Below are 18,585 nucleotides of genomic sequence, written 5' to 3'. Positions count from 1 at the left end.
GGAGCGGAACTGCTGGGTACCGACTCGTGCAGTGGGCGTGCAGGGACTCGAACCCCGGACCTCTGCTGTGTGAAAGCAGCGCTCTAACCAGCTGAGCTACACGCCCGTCCCGTCGCGACTTAGCTCACGACGAGGGACCGAACAATAACCATCGACGCGGGGCGATGGAAGGGCTCGGCGCCCGAGTGGGCCCTGTGGGATTCGAACCCACGCACTACGGATTATGAGTCCGTTGCTCTACCGCTGAGCTAAAGGCCCGCGCTCAGGAATGTACGCCGTGTTGCGTGGAGAGATAGTGGTCGTACGCCTCCACGACTTCCTCGGGGCTCACGGTCGCCGCGCCGAGCTTCGCCACCTCCACGCCGGCCGCGAAGTTCGCCACGATCGCCGCCTCGCGCGCCGTCGCGCCGGCGCCGAGCATGACCGCGAGATACGCCGTGACCGTGTCGCCCGCGCCCACCACGTCGTACACCTCGCGCGCCGTCGTCGGCACGCGCACCGTCGTGCCGTCGGCCGAGATGAGCGCCATCCCCTGCTCGCCGAGCGTGAGCAGCAGGTGCTCGACGCCGAGCCGCGCGAGCGTCGCGGGCAGCGCCTCGGGGTGGGCGAGATCGACCGCCGCACCGAGCGCCGCCTCGAGCTCGCGGCGGTTCGGCTTGAACACCGTCGCGCCCCGGTACACGAAGAAGTTGCGGTACTTCGGGTCGACGACGACCGGCAGCCCGCGCTCGCCCGCCATGCGGATCGTCTCGGTGATCACGCGCGGCACGAGGACCCCCTTGTTGTAGTCCTCGAGGACCACCGCCGTCGCGCCCTCCATCGCGCGCCCGATCGCCGCCAGCACACGGTCCACGTCCGACGCGGGCAGATCGCTGTCGTCCTCCTCGTCGAAGCGCACCACCTGCTGCGACCGGGCGAGCACGCGCGTCTTCGTCGTCGTCGGCCGCGCGACGGGAACGACCGCGTCCGGGTCGGCGCCGATCGCCCGCAGCATCTCGCGCAGCCGGTCGCCGGCCACGTCGCCGCCGACCGCCGCGACGAGCGCGCACCCGGCGCCGAGCGCGGCGACGTTCTGCGCCACGTTGGCCGCGCCGCCGAGGGCGTCCTTGCGCTCGCGCACGCGCACGACCGGGACCGGCGCCTCCGGCGAGATGCGGTCCACGTCGCCGCGCAGATACACGTCGAGCATGGCGTCGCCGACGATCGCGACGCGCTGGGTGGCGGCGGCGGAGAGCAGCGCGAGGAGTCGCTCGCGGGGCAGGGAGCTCGGCATGGGCGGAAAGGCTAGCCGGCCCGCGGAGGCGGGTCAACTCGTGGCGCGACAAGCAGTTCGGCACCAAACGCCTCGGCCCGGCAGACGGCACGGCGCTTGCCACCCTGGCGGCCGAGCAGCACCGCCTCCGCCCTCACAACGGATCGATTGCCCGCGTTCGCCGCCCGCTTGAACGCCGCCGCCAAGGCCAAGGTCGCCGGCGTCCAGAGCTATCTCGCGCTCGTCTTCAACGCGCTGCGCTTCATCTTCGCCCGCCCGTTCTACGCCGGCGATCTGGTGCAGCAGATGGACGCGATGGGGGTCCAGTCGCTCGGCATCGTGCTGCTCACCGGGTTCTTCACCGGGATGGTGCTCGCGCTCCAGTCGTCCGTGCAGCTCCGCACGTTCGGCGCGACGCAGTACATCGGCAGCCTCGTCTCGGCGTCGATGGTGCGCGAGCTGGGTCCCGTGCTCGCGGGGCTCATGGTCGCCGGGCGCGTCGGCTCCGGCGTCGCCGCGCAGATCGGCTCCATGCGCGTCACCGAGCAGATCGACGCGCTGAACACCCTCGGCACCGATCCGATCAAGAAGCTCGTCACGCCGCGGGTGCTCGCGGGGGTCATCATGCTGCCCGTGCTGACGGTCATCAACGACCTCGTGGGCATCCTCGGCGGGAACCTCATCGCGCGGCTCTACGTCGGACTGCCGACGTCGTTCTACTGGCAGACGGTGTGGGAGCAGCTGCGCGGCAACGGGTTCACGTTCGGCATCGTCCCGAACGACTTCATCCAGGGACTCGTGAAGCCGATCGTGTTCGGCGGGATCATCGCCACGACGGCCTGCTACCAGGGGCTCGCGACGAGCGGCGGCACGGAGGGCGTCGGCGTCGCGACCACGCGCACCGTGGTGACGTCGAGCATCGCGATCCTGGTGTCGGACTACTTCCTCACGCAGATCCTGCTCTCGCTCCTCGGCACGTGACCGGACCCCGCGACTCCGACCCGACGACGACCGAGCGCCCCACCGACGAGGCGTTGCCCGAGACCGGCGACCGCCGCGCCGCCGACCGCCGCACCCCTGCCGACGTCCGCGCGCGCCGGGCCATCCGCGACGAGCTCGCGAGCGGCGCCGCCGCCGAGGAGCGGCCGCGCGCGGAGGACCCGGGCCCCGCGCCGGGCGCGGTGATCGAGCTGGAGCGCGTGCACCTCGCGTTCGACGATCGCGTGATCCTCGAGGACGTGTCGTTCCTCGCGAAGAAGGGCGAGACGATCGTCGTCGTCGGCGAGTCGGGCACCGGAAAGTCCACCACGCTGAAGCTCATCCTGCGGCTCCTCGTCCCCGACTCCGGGCGCGTCTACGTCGGCGGCGAGGACATCACGCAGCTGTCGTTCGGCGACGCGCTCCGGGTGCGCCAGAAGATGGGAATGGTGTTCCAGGGCGCCGCGCTGTTCGACTCCATGAGCATCTTCGAGAACGTCGCGTACCCGCTGCGCGAGCACACCGATTACGACGAGGACGAGATCGAGCGGCGGGTCAGGCAGAAGCTCCAGTTCGTCGACCTGAACCCGGACGAGATCATGGAGCTGCTGCCGTCGTCGCTCTCCGGCGGCATGCGCAAGCGCGTCGGCATCGCGCGCGCGATCGCGAACGACCCGGAGCTGATGCTCTACGACGAGCCGACGTCGGGGCTCGACCCGCTCACGACGGCCACCATCACTCGGCTCATCATCAAGCTGCAGCGCGAGCTGGGCGTCACCAGCATCGTCGTGTCGCACGACATCCGCTCGGCGTTTCGCATGGCGACGTTCGTCGCGCTGCTCGCCGAGCGGCACATCCGCTTCTTCGGGTCGCCCGAGGAGATGGCGGCGAGCGACGACAAGTACATCCAGGACTTCCTTGGCGGCTTCTAGGTTCACCAGCGAGCGCGCGACATGAAACGCGGCACCTTCATCACCTGGGAGCATGTGCGAGTCGTGGCGGTGGTCTTCGTCGCGCTCGCGGTGCTGCTGTTCGGCGGCTACAAGCTCGCGAAGGCGGCGAACCTGCTCGGCAAGAAGTACGAGCTGATCGCGTTCGTGCCGAGCGCGAACGGCCTCCGCGTCGGCGGCGCGGTGACCGTCGCCGGGCAGCTCGTCGGCTCGGTGTCGTCGATCGACTTCCTGCCGATCGACAACGACACGACGCGCAACCTCCGCATCGTCGTGCAGCTCGACCAGAAGGTGCAGCAGCAGGTGCGCGCCGACTCGCGCGCGCGGCTGCGCACGCAGGGTCTGCTCGGCGACCGCGTGTTCGACATCTCGCCGGGCACCATGCGCGCGAGCGCGCTGCGCAATCGCGACACGATCGTCGTCGCGCCGACGGTGGAGTACGAGACGATCATCCAGCAGGCGTCCGGCGCGGTGGGCGACGTGGTGGGCCTCACGCACGACCTGCGCGGCATCACCGGCGGCATCGTGAAGGGCGAGGGCACCGTCGGCCAGCTCGTCACGAACCGCGGGCTGTACGACCAGCTCGTGGGCACGCTTGAGCGCACGAACCGGCTGCTCGTCGGGATGCAGAACCCGAACGGCACGATCGGCCGTCTCATGACCGACCCCGCGCTCTACAACACGCTCACGCGCACCACCGCGTCGCTCGACACGCTCGTCGGCCAGGTGTCGCGCTCGGAGGGCACGGTCGGCAAGCTGCTGCACGACGACTCGCTGTACGTGCGCCTCGTGAGCATCACCGCGACCGCCGATTCCGTCGCGAAGCTGATGACGCGTGGCAACGGCCTCGTTCCACGCCTGCTGAACGACCAGGCGACGTACGACAACCTCAACAAGGCCCTCTCCGACCTGAACGCGATCCTCGAGGACGTGCGCCGCAATCCGCAGAAGTACACGAAGGGTCTGATCAAGGTCTTCTAGGGCAGGAGGGCAGGAGGGCAGGAGCGGGGAAGGGAAAGCTCCTGCCCTCCTGCCCTCTTGCCCTCCTGCCCTTTTAGGTTTCCCCCATGCGCACCTTCCACCTCGACGTCGTCGCCACGCGCGGTGGCGCGGTCGAGTCCAGGCACCGCGTGCACGCCGCGGTGGTCGGCGACGATCGGCTCGTCGGCGTCGCCGGCGATCCGTCGCTCGTCACGTTCTGGCGGTCGTGCGCGAAGCCGTTCCAGGTCATGCCGCTCGTCGCGAGCGGCGGCTTCGACCGCGCGGGGTGGGGCGACGACCAGCTCGCGGTCGCGTGCGGCTCGCACGGCGGGGAGCCGGAGCACGTCGCCATCGTGCACGCGATGCTGCGCGATCTCGATCTCGAGGAAGGCGACCTCGCCTGCGGGCCGCACGACCCGCTCGCGCCGCGCGGCGCGCGGCTGCTCCGCGAGTCCGGCATCCGCGCCACCCGGCTGCACAACAACTGCTCGGGCAAGCACGCCGCGATGCTCGCGCGCGCGCGCACCGAGGGGTGGTCGACCGAGGGCTACGAGCGCGACGAGCATCCCGTGCAGCGCGCCTGCACCGAGGAGGTCGCGCGGTGGACCGGCGTTGCGCCGTCGTCGCTGCTGCGCGCGGTCGACGGCTGCGGCGTCGTCGTCTACGGGATGTCGCTCGAGGCGATGGCGCGTGCGTACTCGCGCCTCGCCGGCGCCGTGCTGCGCGGCGACGACGTGCCGTCGCGCGTCGCGCACGCCATGCGCACGCGCCCGTTCCTCGTCGGCGGCACCGACCGCTTCGACACGGTGCTGATGGAGGAGACCGACGGCGGCGTGGTCGCGAAGATCGGCGCCGAGGGCGTGCACTCCGTCGCGCTGCTCGACCGCGGCATCGGCGTCGCCCTGAAGGTGGAGGACGGCTCCCCGCGCGCGCAGTTCCCGGCGGTGCTGCGGCTGCTGCAGTGCCTCGGCGCGCTGCCGCACGCGCTGCCGCCGCGGCTCGCGGAGTTCTTCGATCGGCCCGTGCGCAACACGCGGGGCGAGATCGTCGGCGACGTCACGCTCGCGTCGTGAGCGACGACTCGGCGACGCCGCAATGGCAGGACACCACGCGCGATGAATCGGCACCGGAGCCCGGCACCGCGTCGCGCATCGTGGCCGCGCTCGACGACGACACGCGCCGCCTGGTGCGGCTCAGCGCCGTGATCTGCACGGCCGACGAGCCCGAGCTCCGCACGGAGCTGCTGTCGGCGACGCGCGTCTCCGATCCCGAGACGGTGGAGGAGCTGATCCTGCAATCGTACCTGTTCGCCGGCCTGCCGCGCGCGCTGAACGCGATGCGCGAGTGGCGCCGAGCGTCCGGCCGCAAGGCGCCGCCGCGCGACGAGGATGCGGCACGCGACGACACCGCGGCGTGGCGCGCGCGCGGCGAGGTCACCTGCGCCACGGTGTATGGCCGCTTCTACGAGCGCCTGCGGCACAACATCGCCGAGCTGCATCCCGCGCTCGACGAGTGGATGATCGTGGAGGGGTACGGCAAGGTGCTCGCGCGGAGCGCGCTCGACCTGAAGCGTCGCGAGCTGTGCATCGTCGCCGCGTGCGCGGCGCTGCGGCAGGAGCGTCAGTTGCACTCGCACCTGCACGGCGCGCTGAACGCCGGCGCCACGCGTGGGGAGCTGGATGCGACGCTCGCCGCGCTGCGCGACGTGCTCCCGGGGCGCGACGTCGAACGCGCGGAGCGGCTGTGGAGGCGCGTCGGCGGCCACCTGAGCGCGCGCGCACAAGAAACCGACTAGGACCTCATGTTCATCGATCGTGTCGTCGTGCGCGTGGAAGCGGGGACCGGCGGGTCGGGCGCGAGCTCGTTCCGGCGCGAGAAGTTCGTCCCCATGGGTGGTCCGGACGGCGGCGACGGTGGGCGCGGCGGCGACGTGATCGTGCGCGCCGACCGCAACCTCGGCACGCTGCTCGACTACACCTACCGCGACTCGTGGAAGGCGGAGCGCGGCGACCACGGCTCGGGCTCCAACAAGAGCGGCCGCTCGGGCGCCGACGTCGTGCTGCCCGTGCCGCCCGGTACGGTCCTGCGCGACGCGGAGACGAACGAGTTCCTCGGCGAGGTCGTCGAGCACGGCCAGGAGATCATCGTCGCGAAGGGCGGCCGCGGAGGACGCGGCAACGCGAAGTTCGCGACCGCGACGCACCAGGCGCCGCGGGAGTGGGAGCCGGGCGACGAGGGCGAGGTGCGGTCGCTGGAGCTCGAGCTCAAGCTCATCGCCGACGTCGGTCTCGTCGGGCAGCCTAACGCGGGCAAGTCGACGCTGCTGTCGGTGATCTCCGCCGCGCGGCCGAAGATCGCCGACTATCCATTCACGACGATCGAGCCGAACCTCGGCGTCGTGCAGCTCAGCGGGCATCGCACGTTCGTCGTCGCCGACATCCCGGGGATCATCGAGGGCGCGCACGAGGGGAAGGGGCTCGGCCTCCAGTTCCTGCGGCACATCGAGCGCACGCGCGTGCTCGCGTTCCTCATCCCGATCGACGCGATGGACTGGCAGGCGGAGTACGACCAGCTCCGCGCCGAGATCGGCGCGTACTCCGAGGAGCTCGCGACGAAGCCGCACTGCGTGGTGTTCACGAAGCTCGACCTGCTCGGCGAGGAGTACGTGCCGCCGATCGAGGCGCCCGACGCGTTCGCGACGGTGGCCGTGAGCGCCGCCGGCCGCACCGGGCTCGACGCGATGCTCGCCGCGTGGTGGACCGAGCTGCTCGCGCTGCGCCGATCGGTGGAGCGCCCGACGGAGGACGCGGAGCTGCCGTAGGCGCGATGCGTTCCGCCGAGTCGCCGGCCGCCCCTCCGCAGGCCTCCGCGCTCCCGACCGACGCGGGCGAGCAGCGCGTCCCGCCGAGCGCGGACCGGCGCGCCGCGCTCGCGCTGTCGCTCGTCGACCGCGTCGGGCCGGTCACGTACCGCCGTTGGGCGCTCGCCGACGGCGGTGCGGATGCGAGCCTGGCGCGCCGCGTGGGTGTCGCGCAGCGCGAGCGCGCGCTCGATGCGGCCGACGTCGCGCTCGCGAACGCGCACCGAGCCGGCATCGCGCTGCTGCTGCTCGGCGACGCGGACTACCCGACGTCGCTCACGCAGCTCCCCGACCCGCCGCCGGCGCTCTGGGCGCTCGGCGACGTCGCGCTGCTCGCGCCCGAGCGCGTGCGCGTCGGCATCGTCGGCACGCGCTCGGCCACGACGTACGGGCTGCGGGTCGCCGAGGCGCTCGGCCGCGCCGCCTCGAGCGCCGGGGTGATCGTCGTGAGCGGGATGGCCCGCGGCATCGACGCGGCGACGCACGAGGGCGCGCTGCGCGAGCGCGGCGGGACCATCGCCGTGCTGGGCAGCGGCGCCGACGTTCCGTACCCGCGCACCGAGCGCGGCCTGCACGCGCGCATCGTCCGCGACGGGCTCGTGCTCTCCGAGCTGCCGCCGGGAACGGCGCCGTCGGCGGGCGCGTTTCCGCGCCGCAACCGCATCGTCGCCGCGATCTCGCGCGCGACGGTCGTGGTCGAAGCGGGCCCGAAGAGCGGCGCGCTGATCACCGCCGGCGTCGCGCTAGACCTCGGCCGCGACGTCGGCGCAGTGCCGGGCGCGGTGGACGTCGCGCAGGCCGCCGGCTCCAACGCGCTGCTTCGCGACGGCGCCGCCGTGATCGCCGAGCCGCGCGACCTGCTGGCGCTCGTCGGCGTCGAGGCGGGCTACGTGGGCCGTGGACCTGGTCTGGCCGACGAGCCGCCGGGCATGGACGACGCTGGCCGCCGCATCTGGGCCGCGCTCGCCGAGCCGGCCCGCGACCTCGACGAGCTCTCGGCACGCGCGCACCTCGACGTCCGGGCCTGCGCTGCCGCGGTCGGCGCGCTCGAGGCGCTCGGCCGGCTGCGCACGGCGTTCGACGGGTCGATCGCCCGCGGCTGAGTCGAAAGCCGTTCGCCGGGGTAGACTGAGCGTCATGGCCCTGGTCGTCCCGCCGCGCGTGCCCGCCCGCCACGTCTACGTCCACGTCCCGTTCTGCGCTCGCCGCTGCTCGTACTGCGACTTCGCCATCGCCGTCCGTCGCGTCGTGCCGGTGAACGAGTACGTCGACGCCCTGCGGAAGGAGCTCGCGGTGAGGTTCGGGGAGCCCGCCCACGCCGGGCTCGAGCCGCTCGACACGCTCTACCTCGGTGGAGGAACGCCGTCGCGGCTGGGTGGCGCGGGCGTGGCCGCGGCGCTCGACGCGGTGCGCGACTGGTTCCCGCTCGCGCCCGACGCCGAAGTCACGATCGAGGCGAACCCCGACGACGTCTCGGCCGACGCGGCGCGGGCCTGGCGCGACGCTGGCGTGAACCGAGTGTCGCTCGGCAGCCAGTCGTTCGACCGCGACGTGCTGCGCTGGATGCACCGCACGCACGACGTCGAGCAGGTGGGCCGCGCGGTCGACGCGCTCCGCGGCGCGGGCATCGGGAACCTGTCGCTCGACTTGATCTTCGCCGTGCCCACGGCGCTCGAGCGCGACTGGGACCGCGACCTCGCGCACGCCCTCGCCCTCGCGCCCGACCACCTGTCGTTGTACGGCCTGACCATCGAGCCGGGCACGCCGCTCGGCCGGTGGCACGAGCGCGGGACGGTGGCCGAGGCCGACGAGGACCGGTACGCCGACGAGTTCCTCCGCGCCCACGAGACGATGGGCGCCGCCGGCTTCGAGCACTACGAGGTGTCGAACTTCGGCCGTCCCGGGCGGCGCTCGCGCCACAACTCGAGCTACTGGCGCGGCGTACCCTACGTGGGGCTCGGTCCCGCGGCGCACGGCTTCGACGGCGGCGTTCGGCGGTGGAACGCGGCCGCCTACGCCGAGTGGGTGCGCCAGCTCGAGACGGGGTGCGACCCGGTGGCCGGGCAGGAGCAGCTGCAGCCGGCGGACCGGGCGGCCGAATCGGTCTACCTCGGCCTCCGAACCACCGATGGGCTGGTGCTGGAGCCGGGCGAGGCGGCGCGGGTCGCGCCCTGGATCGACCAGGGTTGGGCCACGCTGGATGGCGCCCGGCTGCGGCTCACGGCCGCCGGCTGGCTGCGGCTGGACGCCCTCGCGGCAGACTTGACAGTACTCCGAAGTCGCTGATATTCCGTAACTTATGTCGTCTCAGGAGCTCACGGACCGCGAGCGCCGCGTCCTCGCGGCGGTCATCCAGAGCTACGTCGCCACGGCGGAGCCTGCGGGCTCGCGCACCATCTCGCGGCGGTTCGGGCTCGGCGTGTCGCCGGCCACGATCCGCAACACGATGAGCGACCTGGAGGACAAGGGCTTCCTGTCGCACCCGCACACGTCGGCCGGCCGCGTGCCCACCCACAAGGCGTACCGGCTGTACGTCGACCATCTCATCGCCGAGTCGATGGGTCGGCGCGCGCTCGTGGCGGGGGCGGAGGGCGCGCGGCTGGCCGAGGAGATCGTGGCCGGGGGGTCGACGATCGAGGCGATCCTGCGCCGCGCCGCGCAGAGCCTCGGGGTCCTCACCCAGGAGCTGGGCGTGGCCGTCGGGCCGCGGTTCGAGGAGGCGGTGCTCCGGCGCCTCGACCTCGTGCGACTGTCGAGCGACCGGCTGCTGATGGTGCTCACGCTCGACAGCGGCGGCATCCGGACGATCTTCGTCGAGGTTCCCGGTGAGATCGCCGACGACGCCGTCTTCGAGGTCGCCCGGGTGCTGAACGAGCGGCTGGCGGGTGTCCGCCTGTCGGACGTGCGCGACTCGCTGTCCGAGCGGCTGCGCGACGCCGCGGCGGCCGGCGGGGACGAGCTCCTGAACATCTTCGTCGCCGGCGGCGCCCGGCTGTTCGACGCCGCGGCCGCGGATGCGCGCGACGTCGTCCTCGGCCAGGCGTCGCTGCTCGCCGATCAGCCGGAGTTCGCGAGCGGCGACCGCATGCGCCGTCTGCTCGAGCTGACCGAGACGCCGGAGGAGCTCGGTGCGCTGCTGCGCCGCCGGGGTGCGGGCTCCCACACGGGCCTCTCGATCACCATCGGCGCCGAGCACGGGGATCCGCGCCTCGAGCCGTTCACCGTCGTGACCGCGGAGTACCGCGCCGGCGCGCTCACCGGCGTCATCGGCGTCATCGGGCCCACCCGGATGCCGTACGAGAAGGTCATCTCGCTCGTGAGCCACACCTCGCGCCTCATCTCCGACCTGCTACACTGATCTCTGGTGCGGCGGCGCTGATCCGTCGGCACTGATGGGACGGCTCCGATACGGCGGCACTGATAACGCGTGGTATCAGCGCCGCCGGATCAGAGCCGCCGCTCCAGCGCCGCCTCACCAGCGCCGCCGCTTCAGGATCGCTCCTCCCTCGGTACCATGGCCGATTTTTACAGCACGTTAGGCGTTGCGCGTGATGCGAGCGACGACGACATCAAGAAGGCGTATCGCAAGCTCGCGATGCAGTACCATCCCGACCGCAATGGGGGCGCGAAGGAAGCCGAGGAGAAGTTCAAGCTGATCACCGAGGCGTACGACGTGCTGCGCGATCCGCAGAAGCGCGCCGCGTACGACCGTTACGGCGAGGCCGGGCTGCGCGGCGGCGGCGGGCCCGCGGGCGGGTTCCACCACGTGGACCTGTCCGAGGCGCTGAACATCTTCATGCGCGACTTCGGCGGCATGGGCGGGCTCGGCGACCTGTTCGGCGCCGCGGCCGGCGGACGCCAGTCGAACGGGCCGCGCACCGGCTCGGACGTGAAGTTCTCGCTGCCGCTGACCCTCTCCGAGGTCGCGACCGGCGTCGAGAAGACCGTCACGCTGAAGCTCCTCGATCCGTGCGACCGCTGCGAGGGGCAGGGCGCGGAGCCGGGGTCCAAGGCCACGACGTGCACCACGTGCGCGGGCACCGGCGAGGTGCGTCGCGCGCAGCGCTCGTTCTTCGGCCAGTTCGTCAGCGTCGCGCCCTGTCCGACGTGCGCCGGCGAGGGGCAGGTCATCGCGTCGCCGTGCAAGAAGTGCCGGGGCGAGGGGCGCGTGCGCGCCGATCGCACGGTGAAGATCTCCGTGCCCGCCGGCGTCGCGACCGGGCAGTACATGACGCTCCGCGGCCAGGGGAACGTCGGGTCGCGCGGTGGCCCGCGCGGCGACGTGCTCGTGCTGTTCGAGGTCGACGACGACCCGCGCTTCGAGCGCGACGGCGAGGACCTGTACTGCGAGGTGCTCGTCTCGTACCCGCAGCTCGTGCTCGGCGCCGACGTCACCGTGCCCGGCATCACCGGCGAGCTGTCGCTGCGCGTGCCGGCGGGGACGCACAGCGGCCAGGTCTTCCATCTCAAGGGACGCGGGCTGCCGCGCGTGAACGCGACCGGCGTGGGCGACCTGCACGTGCGCGTCCAGCTGTGGACGCCCGAGCGGCTGTCGCCGCGCGAGGAGGAGCTGATCCGCGAGCTCGCGGAGCTGCAGCGCGGGCTGCCGCAGCAGCAGAACCGCTCCAAGGGCTTCTGGTCCAAGATGAAGGAAGCGCTCGGCGCGTGAGCGACGCGCCGTGGTTCGCGGTCCGCGTGCGGCCGCGCGGCGGCGACGAGGCCCGTGAGGCCGTCGTCGCCGCGCTGTTCGCGGCCGGCTCGCAGGCGCTGCACGAGGACGGCGAGACGCTCGTCACGCAGTTCCCGCCCGACTGCGACGTTGCGGCCGTGCGCGACGCCGTGCTCGCCGCCGATGCGTCGGCGGACGTCAGCATCGCCGCGGCCGAGCCGGTCGACTGGACCGAGAACTGGAAGACGCTGCTGAAGCCGCACGAGCTGGGCGCGCTCGCCGTCGTGCCGACGTGGCTCGCCGATGGACGCGACCCCGCGCGCACGATCGTCATCGACCCCGGCATGGCGTTCGGCACCGGCGATCATCCGACGACGCGCGGCGTGCTGCGGCTCATGCAGTCGGAGATTCGCGCGGGCGACTTCGTGGCGGACCTCGGCGCCGGCAGCGCCGTGCTCTCCATCGCCGCGGCGAAGCTCGGCGCGGCACGCGTCATCGCGATCGAGTTCGACCCCGAGGCGATCGGCAACGCCGAGGAGAACGTTAGGCGCAACGGCGTCGCCGACGTCGTGCGCGTGACGCAGGGCGACGCGCATCTGCTGCTGCCGCTCGTCGCGCCGGTGCGCGTGATCCTCGCGAACATCATCTCGAGCGTGCTCGTGTCGCTGCTGCCCGCGATGAGCGCCGCACTGCCAGCGGACGGCGTCGCGATCCTCGCCGGCATCCTGCGCGAGGAGCGCGAGAAGATGATCGCCGCCGTGCGCGGGTACGGCCTCGCGGTGTCGCACGAGGACGTGGAGGACGCGTGGTGGTCGGCGACGGTGCGCCGCGCGTGAGCGACGACGCCGCGTCCGCGGGCCGCGCCGGCGCCCACACGGTCGCCACGTTCTTCGCGCCCGATCCGCTCGTCGCGGGTGCGCTCGTGACGCTCGGCGAGGACGCGGCGCATCACATGCGCGTCCGGCGGCTCGACGTCGGCGACGCGCTCGCGCTGCGCGACGGCGCCGGGGGCTCGGCCGGCGGTCGCCTCGTGCGGCTCGCGAAGTCGCACGCCGTCGTGGAGCTCGGCGAGGTGTCGCACGTCGCGCCGCCGCCCGCCGTGCACCTCCTCACGCCCGTCGCCGACCGCGATCGCATGCTCTGGCTCGCCGAGAAGGCCGCGGAGCTCGGCGTCGCGAGCTGGCGTCCAGTGCTCTGGCGGCGCTCGCGCTCCGTGGGGCCGCGCGGGGAGGGGACGGGGTTCCAGGCGAAGGTGCGCGCCCGCATGATCGCCGCGCTCGTGCAGAGCGAGGGGGCGTGGCTGCCGGAGCTCTACCCCGACGCGCCGCTCGACCGCGCCATCCGCGCGCTTCCGGAGGCGTCGCGGCTCGTGCTCGACCCCGACGGTGCGCCGCTGGACGAGATCGCGCCGGGCGCGCCGGTGTGCGTCGCGGTGGGCCCCGAGGGCGGCATCGAGCCGCGCGAGCTCGACGAGCTGGAGGCGGCGGGCTTCCATCGTGCGCGCCTGCCGGGCAACATCCTCCGCTTCGAGACCGCCGCCATCGTCGGTGTCGCGCTCGCGCGCGCGTCGGCCGACCGGAGCGTCCGACGCGCGACCACCGAGAGCCACTCCGCATGAGCGCCGACTGTCTGTTCTGCCGCATCGTGCGCGGCGAGATCCCGGCCAAGCTCGTCGCCGAGAGCGACGACTGCGTCGCGTTCCGCGACATCGACCCGAAGGCGCCGACGCACCTGCTGGTGATCCCGCGCGCCCACGTCGCGTCGCTGAACGAGGCGACCGACGAGGCGCTGCTCGGGAAGGTCATGCGCTTTGCCGCGGACGTCGCCCGTCAGGAAGGCATCGCCGATTCGGGGTGGCGCACCGTCGTCAACACCGGGCCCGACGCCCAACAGTCGGTGTTCCACCTGCACGTGCACGTCATGGGCGGCCGCAAGTTCCACTGGCCGCCGGGCTGACACCACTCTCACGACCATGGCCGCGCTCCTCGATCGACTCCAGGGCGACCTCACCGCCGCCCGCAAGGCGCAGGACAAGTCGCTCACCCTCGTCCTCGGCACGACGATCGCCGAGGCGCGCAACCGCGAGATCGAGCTGCGCCGCGAGCTCGTGGACGACGACGTCGTGGACGTCGTGCGCAAGGCGATCAAGCGCCGCCGCGAGGCCGTCGAGATGTACGACAAGGCCGGCCGCGCGGACCTCGCTGAGAAGGAGCGGGCCGAGGGGACGATGCTCGAGCGCTACCTGCCGGCGCAGGTGGACGACGCGGAGTTGCGCGCCGCCGTGCGCGCCGCGATCCAGGGCGGCGCGACGAACATCGGCGCGGTGATGGGGAAGGTCATGCCGCAGTTCAAGGGGCGCGCGGAAGGCGGGACGATCAACGCGATCGCGCGCGAGGAGCTGGCCCGCCAGAGCACCGGGTGAGGGGGACGAGGCGGGAGCCCACGCGTCATGAACACCATTCGTTCCGGCACCGCCGCCATGAGTTTCGGGTAGAATGAAGGACGTATGAACTCGCACGCGCTGTCCGTCCTCGAGTATCCCCGCGTTCTCGCCGTCGTCGCCGAGCGTGCCACCTCGTCACTCGGCGCGCGCCGCCTCCGCGCGCTGCAGCCGCAGACCGATCTCACCGCGCTCGCGGCCGAGCACCGGCGCGTCGCCGCCACGCGGGCGCTCGTCGAGTCGGAGCTGGGCTGGGGCCCCGAGCCCGCCCCCGACCTGGTCGACGCGCTCGCGAAGCTCCGCGTCGCCGGCACGTCGTGGAGCGCCGCGGAGCTGCTCGGCGGCGCGGTGCTGCTTCGGTCGTCGCGGCGCACGCGCGAGTCGCTGACCGATCCGAAGCGGCCGGCGGTGATCACGGCGGTGCTCTCGCACCTGCTGCAGCGCCTCGTGAGCGCGAAGCGCAGCGAGGAGGCGATCGAGCGCGCGATCGCGGAGGACGGCGCCGTGCGCGACGACGCGAGCCCGCGGCTGCGGCAGATCCGGCGCGAGCTGCGCTCCTCGCAGGGCGAGCTCGTCGCGCTGCTCGAGCGGCTCATGTCGCGACTCGAGCCGCACCAGCAGGTGAATGACATGTCGGTCACCGTGCGCAACGGACGCTACGTCATCCCCGTGCGCGCGCACGCGCGGACCACCGTCGGCGGCATCGTGCACGACACGTCGAGCACCGGCGCCACGCTGTTCGTCGAGCCGCCCGCGGCGGTGGAGTTCGGGAACCGCATCCGCGAGCTGGAGGCCGAGGAGCTGCGCGAGATCGACCGCATCCTGCGCGAGCTCACCGAGGAGATCCGCCCGCTGCGCGAGCCGATGCTCGACGCGCTCGACGCGCTCGTCGAGCTGGACACGCTCTACGCGCGCGCGCGGTTCGCGAAGGACTACGAGTGCTCGCCGTTCGACCTCGTCGACGCGCAGGACGGCTTCACGATTCGCGACGGGCGCCACCCGCTGCTGCTCGCGCAGGGCGTCGACGTCGTGCCGTTCGATCTCGCGATGGCGCCCGACGAGCGCACGCTGCTCGTCTCCGGCCCGAACACCGGCGGCAAGACGGTGCTGCTGAAGGCGCTCGCGCTCATCTCGCTGCTCGCCCAGAGCGGCATCCCCGCGCCGGTGGCCGAGGAGAGCCGCGTCGCCGTGTTCGACGACTTCTTCGCCGACGTGGGCGACGAGCAGTCGATCCAGGCGAGCCTCTCGACGTTCAGCGCGCATCTGAAGAACCTCACCGAGATCGTCGGGTCGGCCACGCACGCGTCGCTCGTGCTGATCGACGAGCTGGGGTCGGGCACCGATCCGCTCGAGGGCGCGGCGTTAGGCGGCGCGGTCCTCGAGGAGCTCACGCGCCGCGGCACCACGACCGTCGCCACGACGCACCTCGGCGCGCTGAAGGAGCTCGCCGCGGAGGTGCCTGGCGTCGTGAACGCGTCGCTGCAGTTCGACTCCGCCGCGCTCGCGCCGACGTACCGGCTGCTGAAGGGTGTGCCCGGACGCTCGTACGGCATCGCCATCGCGCGGCGTCTCAAGATGCCGGAGCACATCGTGGAGCGCGCCATCGAGCGCGTACCGCAGGGCGAGCGCGACGTCGACCGGCTGCTCGCCGATCTCGAGGCGCGCGAGAAGGCGCTCGCCGATCGCGAGCGGCTCGCCGAGGAGCTCGTGGACAGCGGCCGCGCGCGCGCGCAGCGGCTCGCCGAGCGCGAGAAGGCGGTGCGCGACCGCGAGCGGCAGGTGGAGAAGGAGGCGCGCCAGGAGGCGCGCCGGTTCCTGCTCGACGCGCGGAAGGAGATCGACCGCACGTTGAAGGAGCTGCGCACGACGGCGGAAGACGTGGTCGAGGAGAAGGCGCGCGAGTCGCGTCGCAAGATCGAGGAGCTCGCGGCGCGGCAGAACGAGCAGCTCGAGCGGCTGGACCGGGAGGAGCGGAACGTCGAGCGCCGCGCGCGCAGCGCCAACGGCGACAAGCCGCGCCGCGCGGTGCACGAGCCGCCGCAGGTCGGCGACGCGGTGGAGGTGGGCACGCTCGGCGGCAAGGTCGGCACGCTGCTCGAGGTGCGCGGCAAGGAGGGCGTCGTCGCCGTCGGTGTCATGAAGCTCACTGTGCCGCTCCGCACGCTCGTGCGCACGTCGCAGCAGCGCGCGAAGCCGGAGATCGTCGTGCCGATGATGGGCGACGCGCCCGAGGTGCACGCGAACACCGAGATCGATCTGCGCGGCATGCGCGTCGACGAGGTGGACGACTATCTGCTCGCGGAGCTGGACCAGGCCGTGCGCGCGGATCTGCGGTCGGTGCGGATCATTCACGGCAAGGGCACGGGCGCGCTCCGCGAGCGGGTCGCCGAGCTGCTGCGCAAGGACACGCGCGTGAAGGGCTTCCGGCTCGGCCTGTGGAACGAGGGCGGCTCCGGCGTCAGCGTCGTGGATCTCGAATGATCTCCGCCGAGACGATCGACCGCGTTCGCGAGTCCGCCGACATCGTCGAGATCATCGGCGAGCACGTGAAGCTGCGTCGCGCCGGCGCGGACTTCCGCGGTCCGTGCCCGTTCCACGGCGGCAAGAACCCGAACTTCTCCGTCTCGCCGCGCCGCGGCCAGTATCACTGCTTCAAGTGCGGCGTGAGCGGCGACGCGATCAGCTTCGTGCGCGAGCGCCTCGGCCTCGACTTCGCGGAAGCGGTGCGGTACGTCGCCGCGCGCTCGGGCATCGAGGTGAAGGAGGAGCGCCGCGGCGAGCAGGCGGCCGATCCGCGCGAGCCGCTGTGGGAGGCGAACGCCGCCGCCGCGTCGTACTTCCGCGACGTGCTGTGGACGGAGGACGAGGCGAAGCCCGCGCGCGACTATCTCGCGTCGCGCGACATCGACAAGCCCGCGGCCGACCGCTTCGAGCTCGGGTACGCGCCGCGCGACGGCGCGCGCCTGCGGACACACCTCAACGCGATGGGCTACGACGACGCGCGCCTGCTCGCCGCGGGGCTGCTCGTGCAGCGCGAGGGGCAGGACGAGCCGCGCTCGCGGTTCTGGGGACGGCTCATGATCCCCATCCACGATGCCTCGGGGCGCCACGTCGGCTTCGGCGGCCGCGTGCTCGGCGACGGAGAGCCGAAGTACCTGAACTCCGCGGAGTCCGAGATCTTCATCAAGGGACGGCTGCTGTACGGCATGTCGTCGGCGCGCCACGCCGTGCGCAAGGCCGACCGCGCGCTCGTCGTCGAGGGATACTTCGACGCGATCCGTCTCGTTCTCGCCGGCGTCGAGGAGACCATCGCGCCGTTAGGCACCGCGCTCACGGAGCAGCAGGCCGCGCTGCTCGCGAAGCTCACGAAGAACGTGTTCCTGCTCTACGACAGCGACGAGGCCGGGCTGAAGGCGACGTTCCGCGCCGGGCTGCAGCTGCTCGAGCAGGGCGTCTCGGCGCGCGTCGCGTCGCTGCCCGAGGGCGAGGACCCGGACACGTTCGTGCGCGCGCACGGCGCGAAGGGGCTCGAGGCGCAGCTGGCGCACGCGATCGACATCTTCGATCGACAGATCCTCGAGCTGCAGCGGCGCGGGTGGTTCGACGAGCTGCACAAGAAGCGGCGCGCCATCGACCGCCTGCTCCCGACGCTCCGCGCGACGGCCGACGCCGTCACGCGCGACATCTACATCGCGCGCCTCGCCGAGGTCTCCGGCGTCGACCGCGACGTGCTCGTGCGCGAGCTCGCGGCGCCGGATCCGCGCGCCCGCGGCCGCGGGGCGAGCGTCGCGGCGCCGGGTGCGGCACGCAACGAGCGGGTGGACCGCGCGCCGATGCGCGAGGACGGCCCGCCGGACGGGGTCGTGTTCGTCGAGCCGCGCCGGCCGCCCGAGGCGTTCGACCGTGAGCGCTTCCGCGGCCGCGACCGTGGCGGCGAGCGGCGCCGCGGCTTCCGTCGCACCGACGACTGGGCGAGCTCGCACGCCGTCGCGCGCGTGTCGCCGTCGGCGCGCGTGACCGCGGCGGAGAAGGGGCTCGTGCAGGCCATGCTTCAGGACCACGGCCAGGTGGAGATCGTCGTCGAGCGATGGGGCCCGGAGCACTTCCACCATCCGGTGTACCGTCGGATCTTCGAGAGGCTGCTGCTGACCGCGGACGCGTCGCTCGAGGCGCTCGCCGACGGGCTCACGTCGAGCGAGATCGACATCGTGAACCAGCTCGTCGCCGAGCCGCTGCCGAACCCGGGCACGCAGGTGCGCGCGTGGCTCCGCCGGCTGCAGCTGCGCGCGATCGACGAGGAGCGCGACCGCGTGAACGCGATGCTGATGGATCCCGAGCACCCGCTGTCCGACGCGGAGAAGGACGCGCTGGTGGCCCGAAAGCAGCAGCTCAACGCGGACCGCGCGGCGCTCATGCAGAGCTGACCGACATCCGAACCTCAACCGTTCAGGAGCA

The 18,585-nt window shown here is 72.7% G+C and carries 17 protein-coding genes and 2 tRNA genes; 16 read left to right on the top strand and 3 right to left on the bottom strand.

Annotated elements, in window-relative coordinates; genetic code table 11:
- Positions 1–32: 32 nt before the first annotated feature.
- The 3 genes from J421_RS17520 to J421_RS17510 form a co-directional block, all read right to left on the bottom strand.
- Positions 33–106: transfer RNA gene (locus tag J421_RS17520), tRNA-Val, on the bottom strand.
- Between the two features lie 80 nt (positions 107–186).
- Positions 187–258: transfer RNA gene (locus J421_RS17515), tRNA-Ile, on the bottom strand.
- Positions 259–262: 4 nt separating this feature from the next.
- Entirely contained in the window at positions 263–1,273 is a 1,011-nt protein-coding gene (locus J421_RS17510) for a bifunctional heptose 7-phosphate kinase/heptose 1-phosphate adenyltransferase (RefSeq protein ID WP_104022755.1), read from the bottom strand.
- A gap of 168 nt (positions 1,274–1,441) precedes the next feature.
- Between J421_RS17510 and J421_RS17505 the strand changes: the two genes are divergently transcribed.
- From J421_RS17505 to dnaG, 16 genes are all read left to right on the top strand, one after another.
- Positions 1,442–2,233, top strand: coding sequence for an MlaE family ABC transporter permease (locus J421_RS17505; protein ID WP_104022754.1), 792 nt, complete (start codon positions 1,442–1,444; stop codon positions 2,231–2,233).
- Entirely contained in the window at positions 2,230–3,162 is a 933-nt protein-coding gene (locus tag J421_RS17500) for an ABC transporter ATP-binding protein (RefSeq protein WP_104022753.1), read from the top strand. The genes J421_RS17505 and J421_RS17500 overlap by 4 nt, the downstream gene beginning before the upstream one ends.
- A gap of 21 nt (positions 3,163–3,183) precedes the next feature.
- Positions 3,184–4,161, top strand: coding sequence for an MlaD family protein (locus tag J421_RS17495; RefSeq protein ID WP_104022752.1), 978 nt, complete (start codon positions 3,184–3,186; stop codon positions 4,159–4,161).
- 86 nt (positions 4,162–4,247) lie between these two features.
- Entirely contained in the window at positions 4,248–5,234 is a 987-nt protein-coding gene (locus J421_RS17490) for an asparaginase (protein ID WP_025412470.1), read from the top strand.
- Positions 5,231–5,956 (top strand): carboxymuconolactone decarboxylase family protein, encoded by a 726-nt coding sequence (locus tag J421_RS17485; protein ID WP_025412469.1) that lies wholly within the window; start codon positions 5,231–5,233, stop codon positions 5,954–5,956. The genes J421_RS17490 and J421_RS17485 overlap by 4 nt, the downstream gene beginning before the upstream one ends.
- Before the next feature lie 6 nt (positions 5,957–5,962).
- Positions 5,963–6,982: a GTPase ObgE gene (gene obgE, locus J421_RS17480; protein WP_025412468.1), complete on the top strand. Its 1,020-nt coding sequence runs from the start codon at positions 5,963–5,965 to the stop codon at positions 6,980–6,982.
- Between the two features lie 5 nt (positions 6,983–6,987).
- Positions 6,988–8,124 (top strand): DNA-processing protein DprA, encoded by a 1,137-nt coding sequence (gene dprA / locus J421_RS17475; RefSeq protein WP_025412467.1) that lies wholly within the window; start codon positions 6,988–6,990, stop codon positions 8,122–8,124.
- Between the two features lie 34 nt (positions 8,125–8,158).
- A complete protein-coding gene (gene hemW / locus J421_RS17470; RefSeq protein WP_025412466.1) occupies positions 8,159–9,307 on the top strand; it encodes a radical SAM family heme chaperone HemW in 1,149 nt (382 codons plus the stop codon).
- Between the two features lie 13 nt (positions 9,308–9,320).
- Positions 9,321–10,379, top strand: coding sequence for a heat-inducible transcriptional repressor HrcA (gene hrcA / locus J421_RS17465; protein WP_025412465.1), 1,059 nt, complete (start codon positions 9,321–9,323; stop codon positions 10,377–10,379).
- A gap of 156 nt (positions 10,380–10,535) precedes the next feature.
- The gene (gene dnaJ / locus J421_RS17460; RefSeq protein ID WP_025412464.1) at positions 10,536–11,690 is read left to right on the top strand and encodes a molecular chaperone DnaJ; all 1,155 of its coding nucleotides are present in this window, start codon (positions 10,536–10,538) and stop codon (positions 11,688–11,690) included.
- Positions 11,687–12,526, top strand: a complete 840-nt coding sequence (locus J421_RS17455; protein ID WP_025412463.1) for a 50S ribosomal protein L11 methyltransferase — start codon at positions 11,687–11,689, stop codon at positions 12,524–12,526. The genes dnaJ and J421_RS17455 overlap by 4 nt, the downstream gene beginning before the upstream one ends.
- Positions 12,523–13,308 (top strand): RsmE family RNA methyltransferase, encoded by a 786-nt coding sequence (locus tag J421_RS17450; protein ID WP_148306372.1) that lies wholly within the window; start codon positions 12,523–12,525, stop codon positions 13,306–13,308. The genes J421_RS17455 and J421_RS17450 overlap by 4 nt, the downstream gene beginning before the upstream one ends.
- Positions 13,305–13,646, top strand: coding sequence for a histidine triad nucleotide-binding protein (locus J421_RS17445; protein ID WP_025412461.1), 342 nt, complete (start codon positions 13,305–13,307; stop codon positions 13,644–13,646). Before J421_RS17450 ends, J421_RS17445 begins: the two co-directional genes overlap by 4 nt.
- 16 nt (positions 13,647–13,662) lie before the next feature.
- A complete protein-coding gene (locus J421_RS17440; RefSeq protein WP_025412460.1) occupies positions 13,663–14,112 on the top strand; it encodes a GatB/YqeY domain-containing protein in 450 nt (149 codons plus the stop codon).
- 84 nt (positions 14,113–14,196) lie between these two features.
- On the top strand, positions 14,197–16,611 hold the full coding sequence (locus tag J421_RS17435) for an endonuclease MutS2 (protein ID WP_025412459.1): 2,415 nt from the start codon (positions 14,197–14,199) through the stop codon (positions 16,609–16,611).
- Entirely contained in the window at positions 16,608–18,554 is a 1,947-nt protein-coding gene (gene dnaG, locus J421_RS17430; RefSeq protein ID WP_025412458.1) for a DNA primase, read from the top strand. The genes J421_RS17435 and dnaG overlap by 4 nt, the downstream gene beginning before the upstream one ends.
- Positions 18,555–18,585: the final 31 nt, after the last annotated feature.

The organism is Gemmatirosa kalamazoonensis (genome assembly GCF_000522985.1).
GTDB lineage: Bacteria > Gemmatimonadota > Gemmatimonadetes > Gemmatimonadales > Gemmatimonadaceae > Gemmatirosa > Gemmatirosa kalamazoonensis.
Note: the sequence above shows the minus strand (reverse complement) of the source record. Positions and strands in the feature narration are given on the sequence as shown.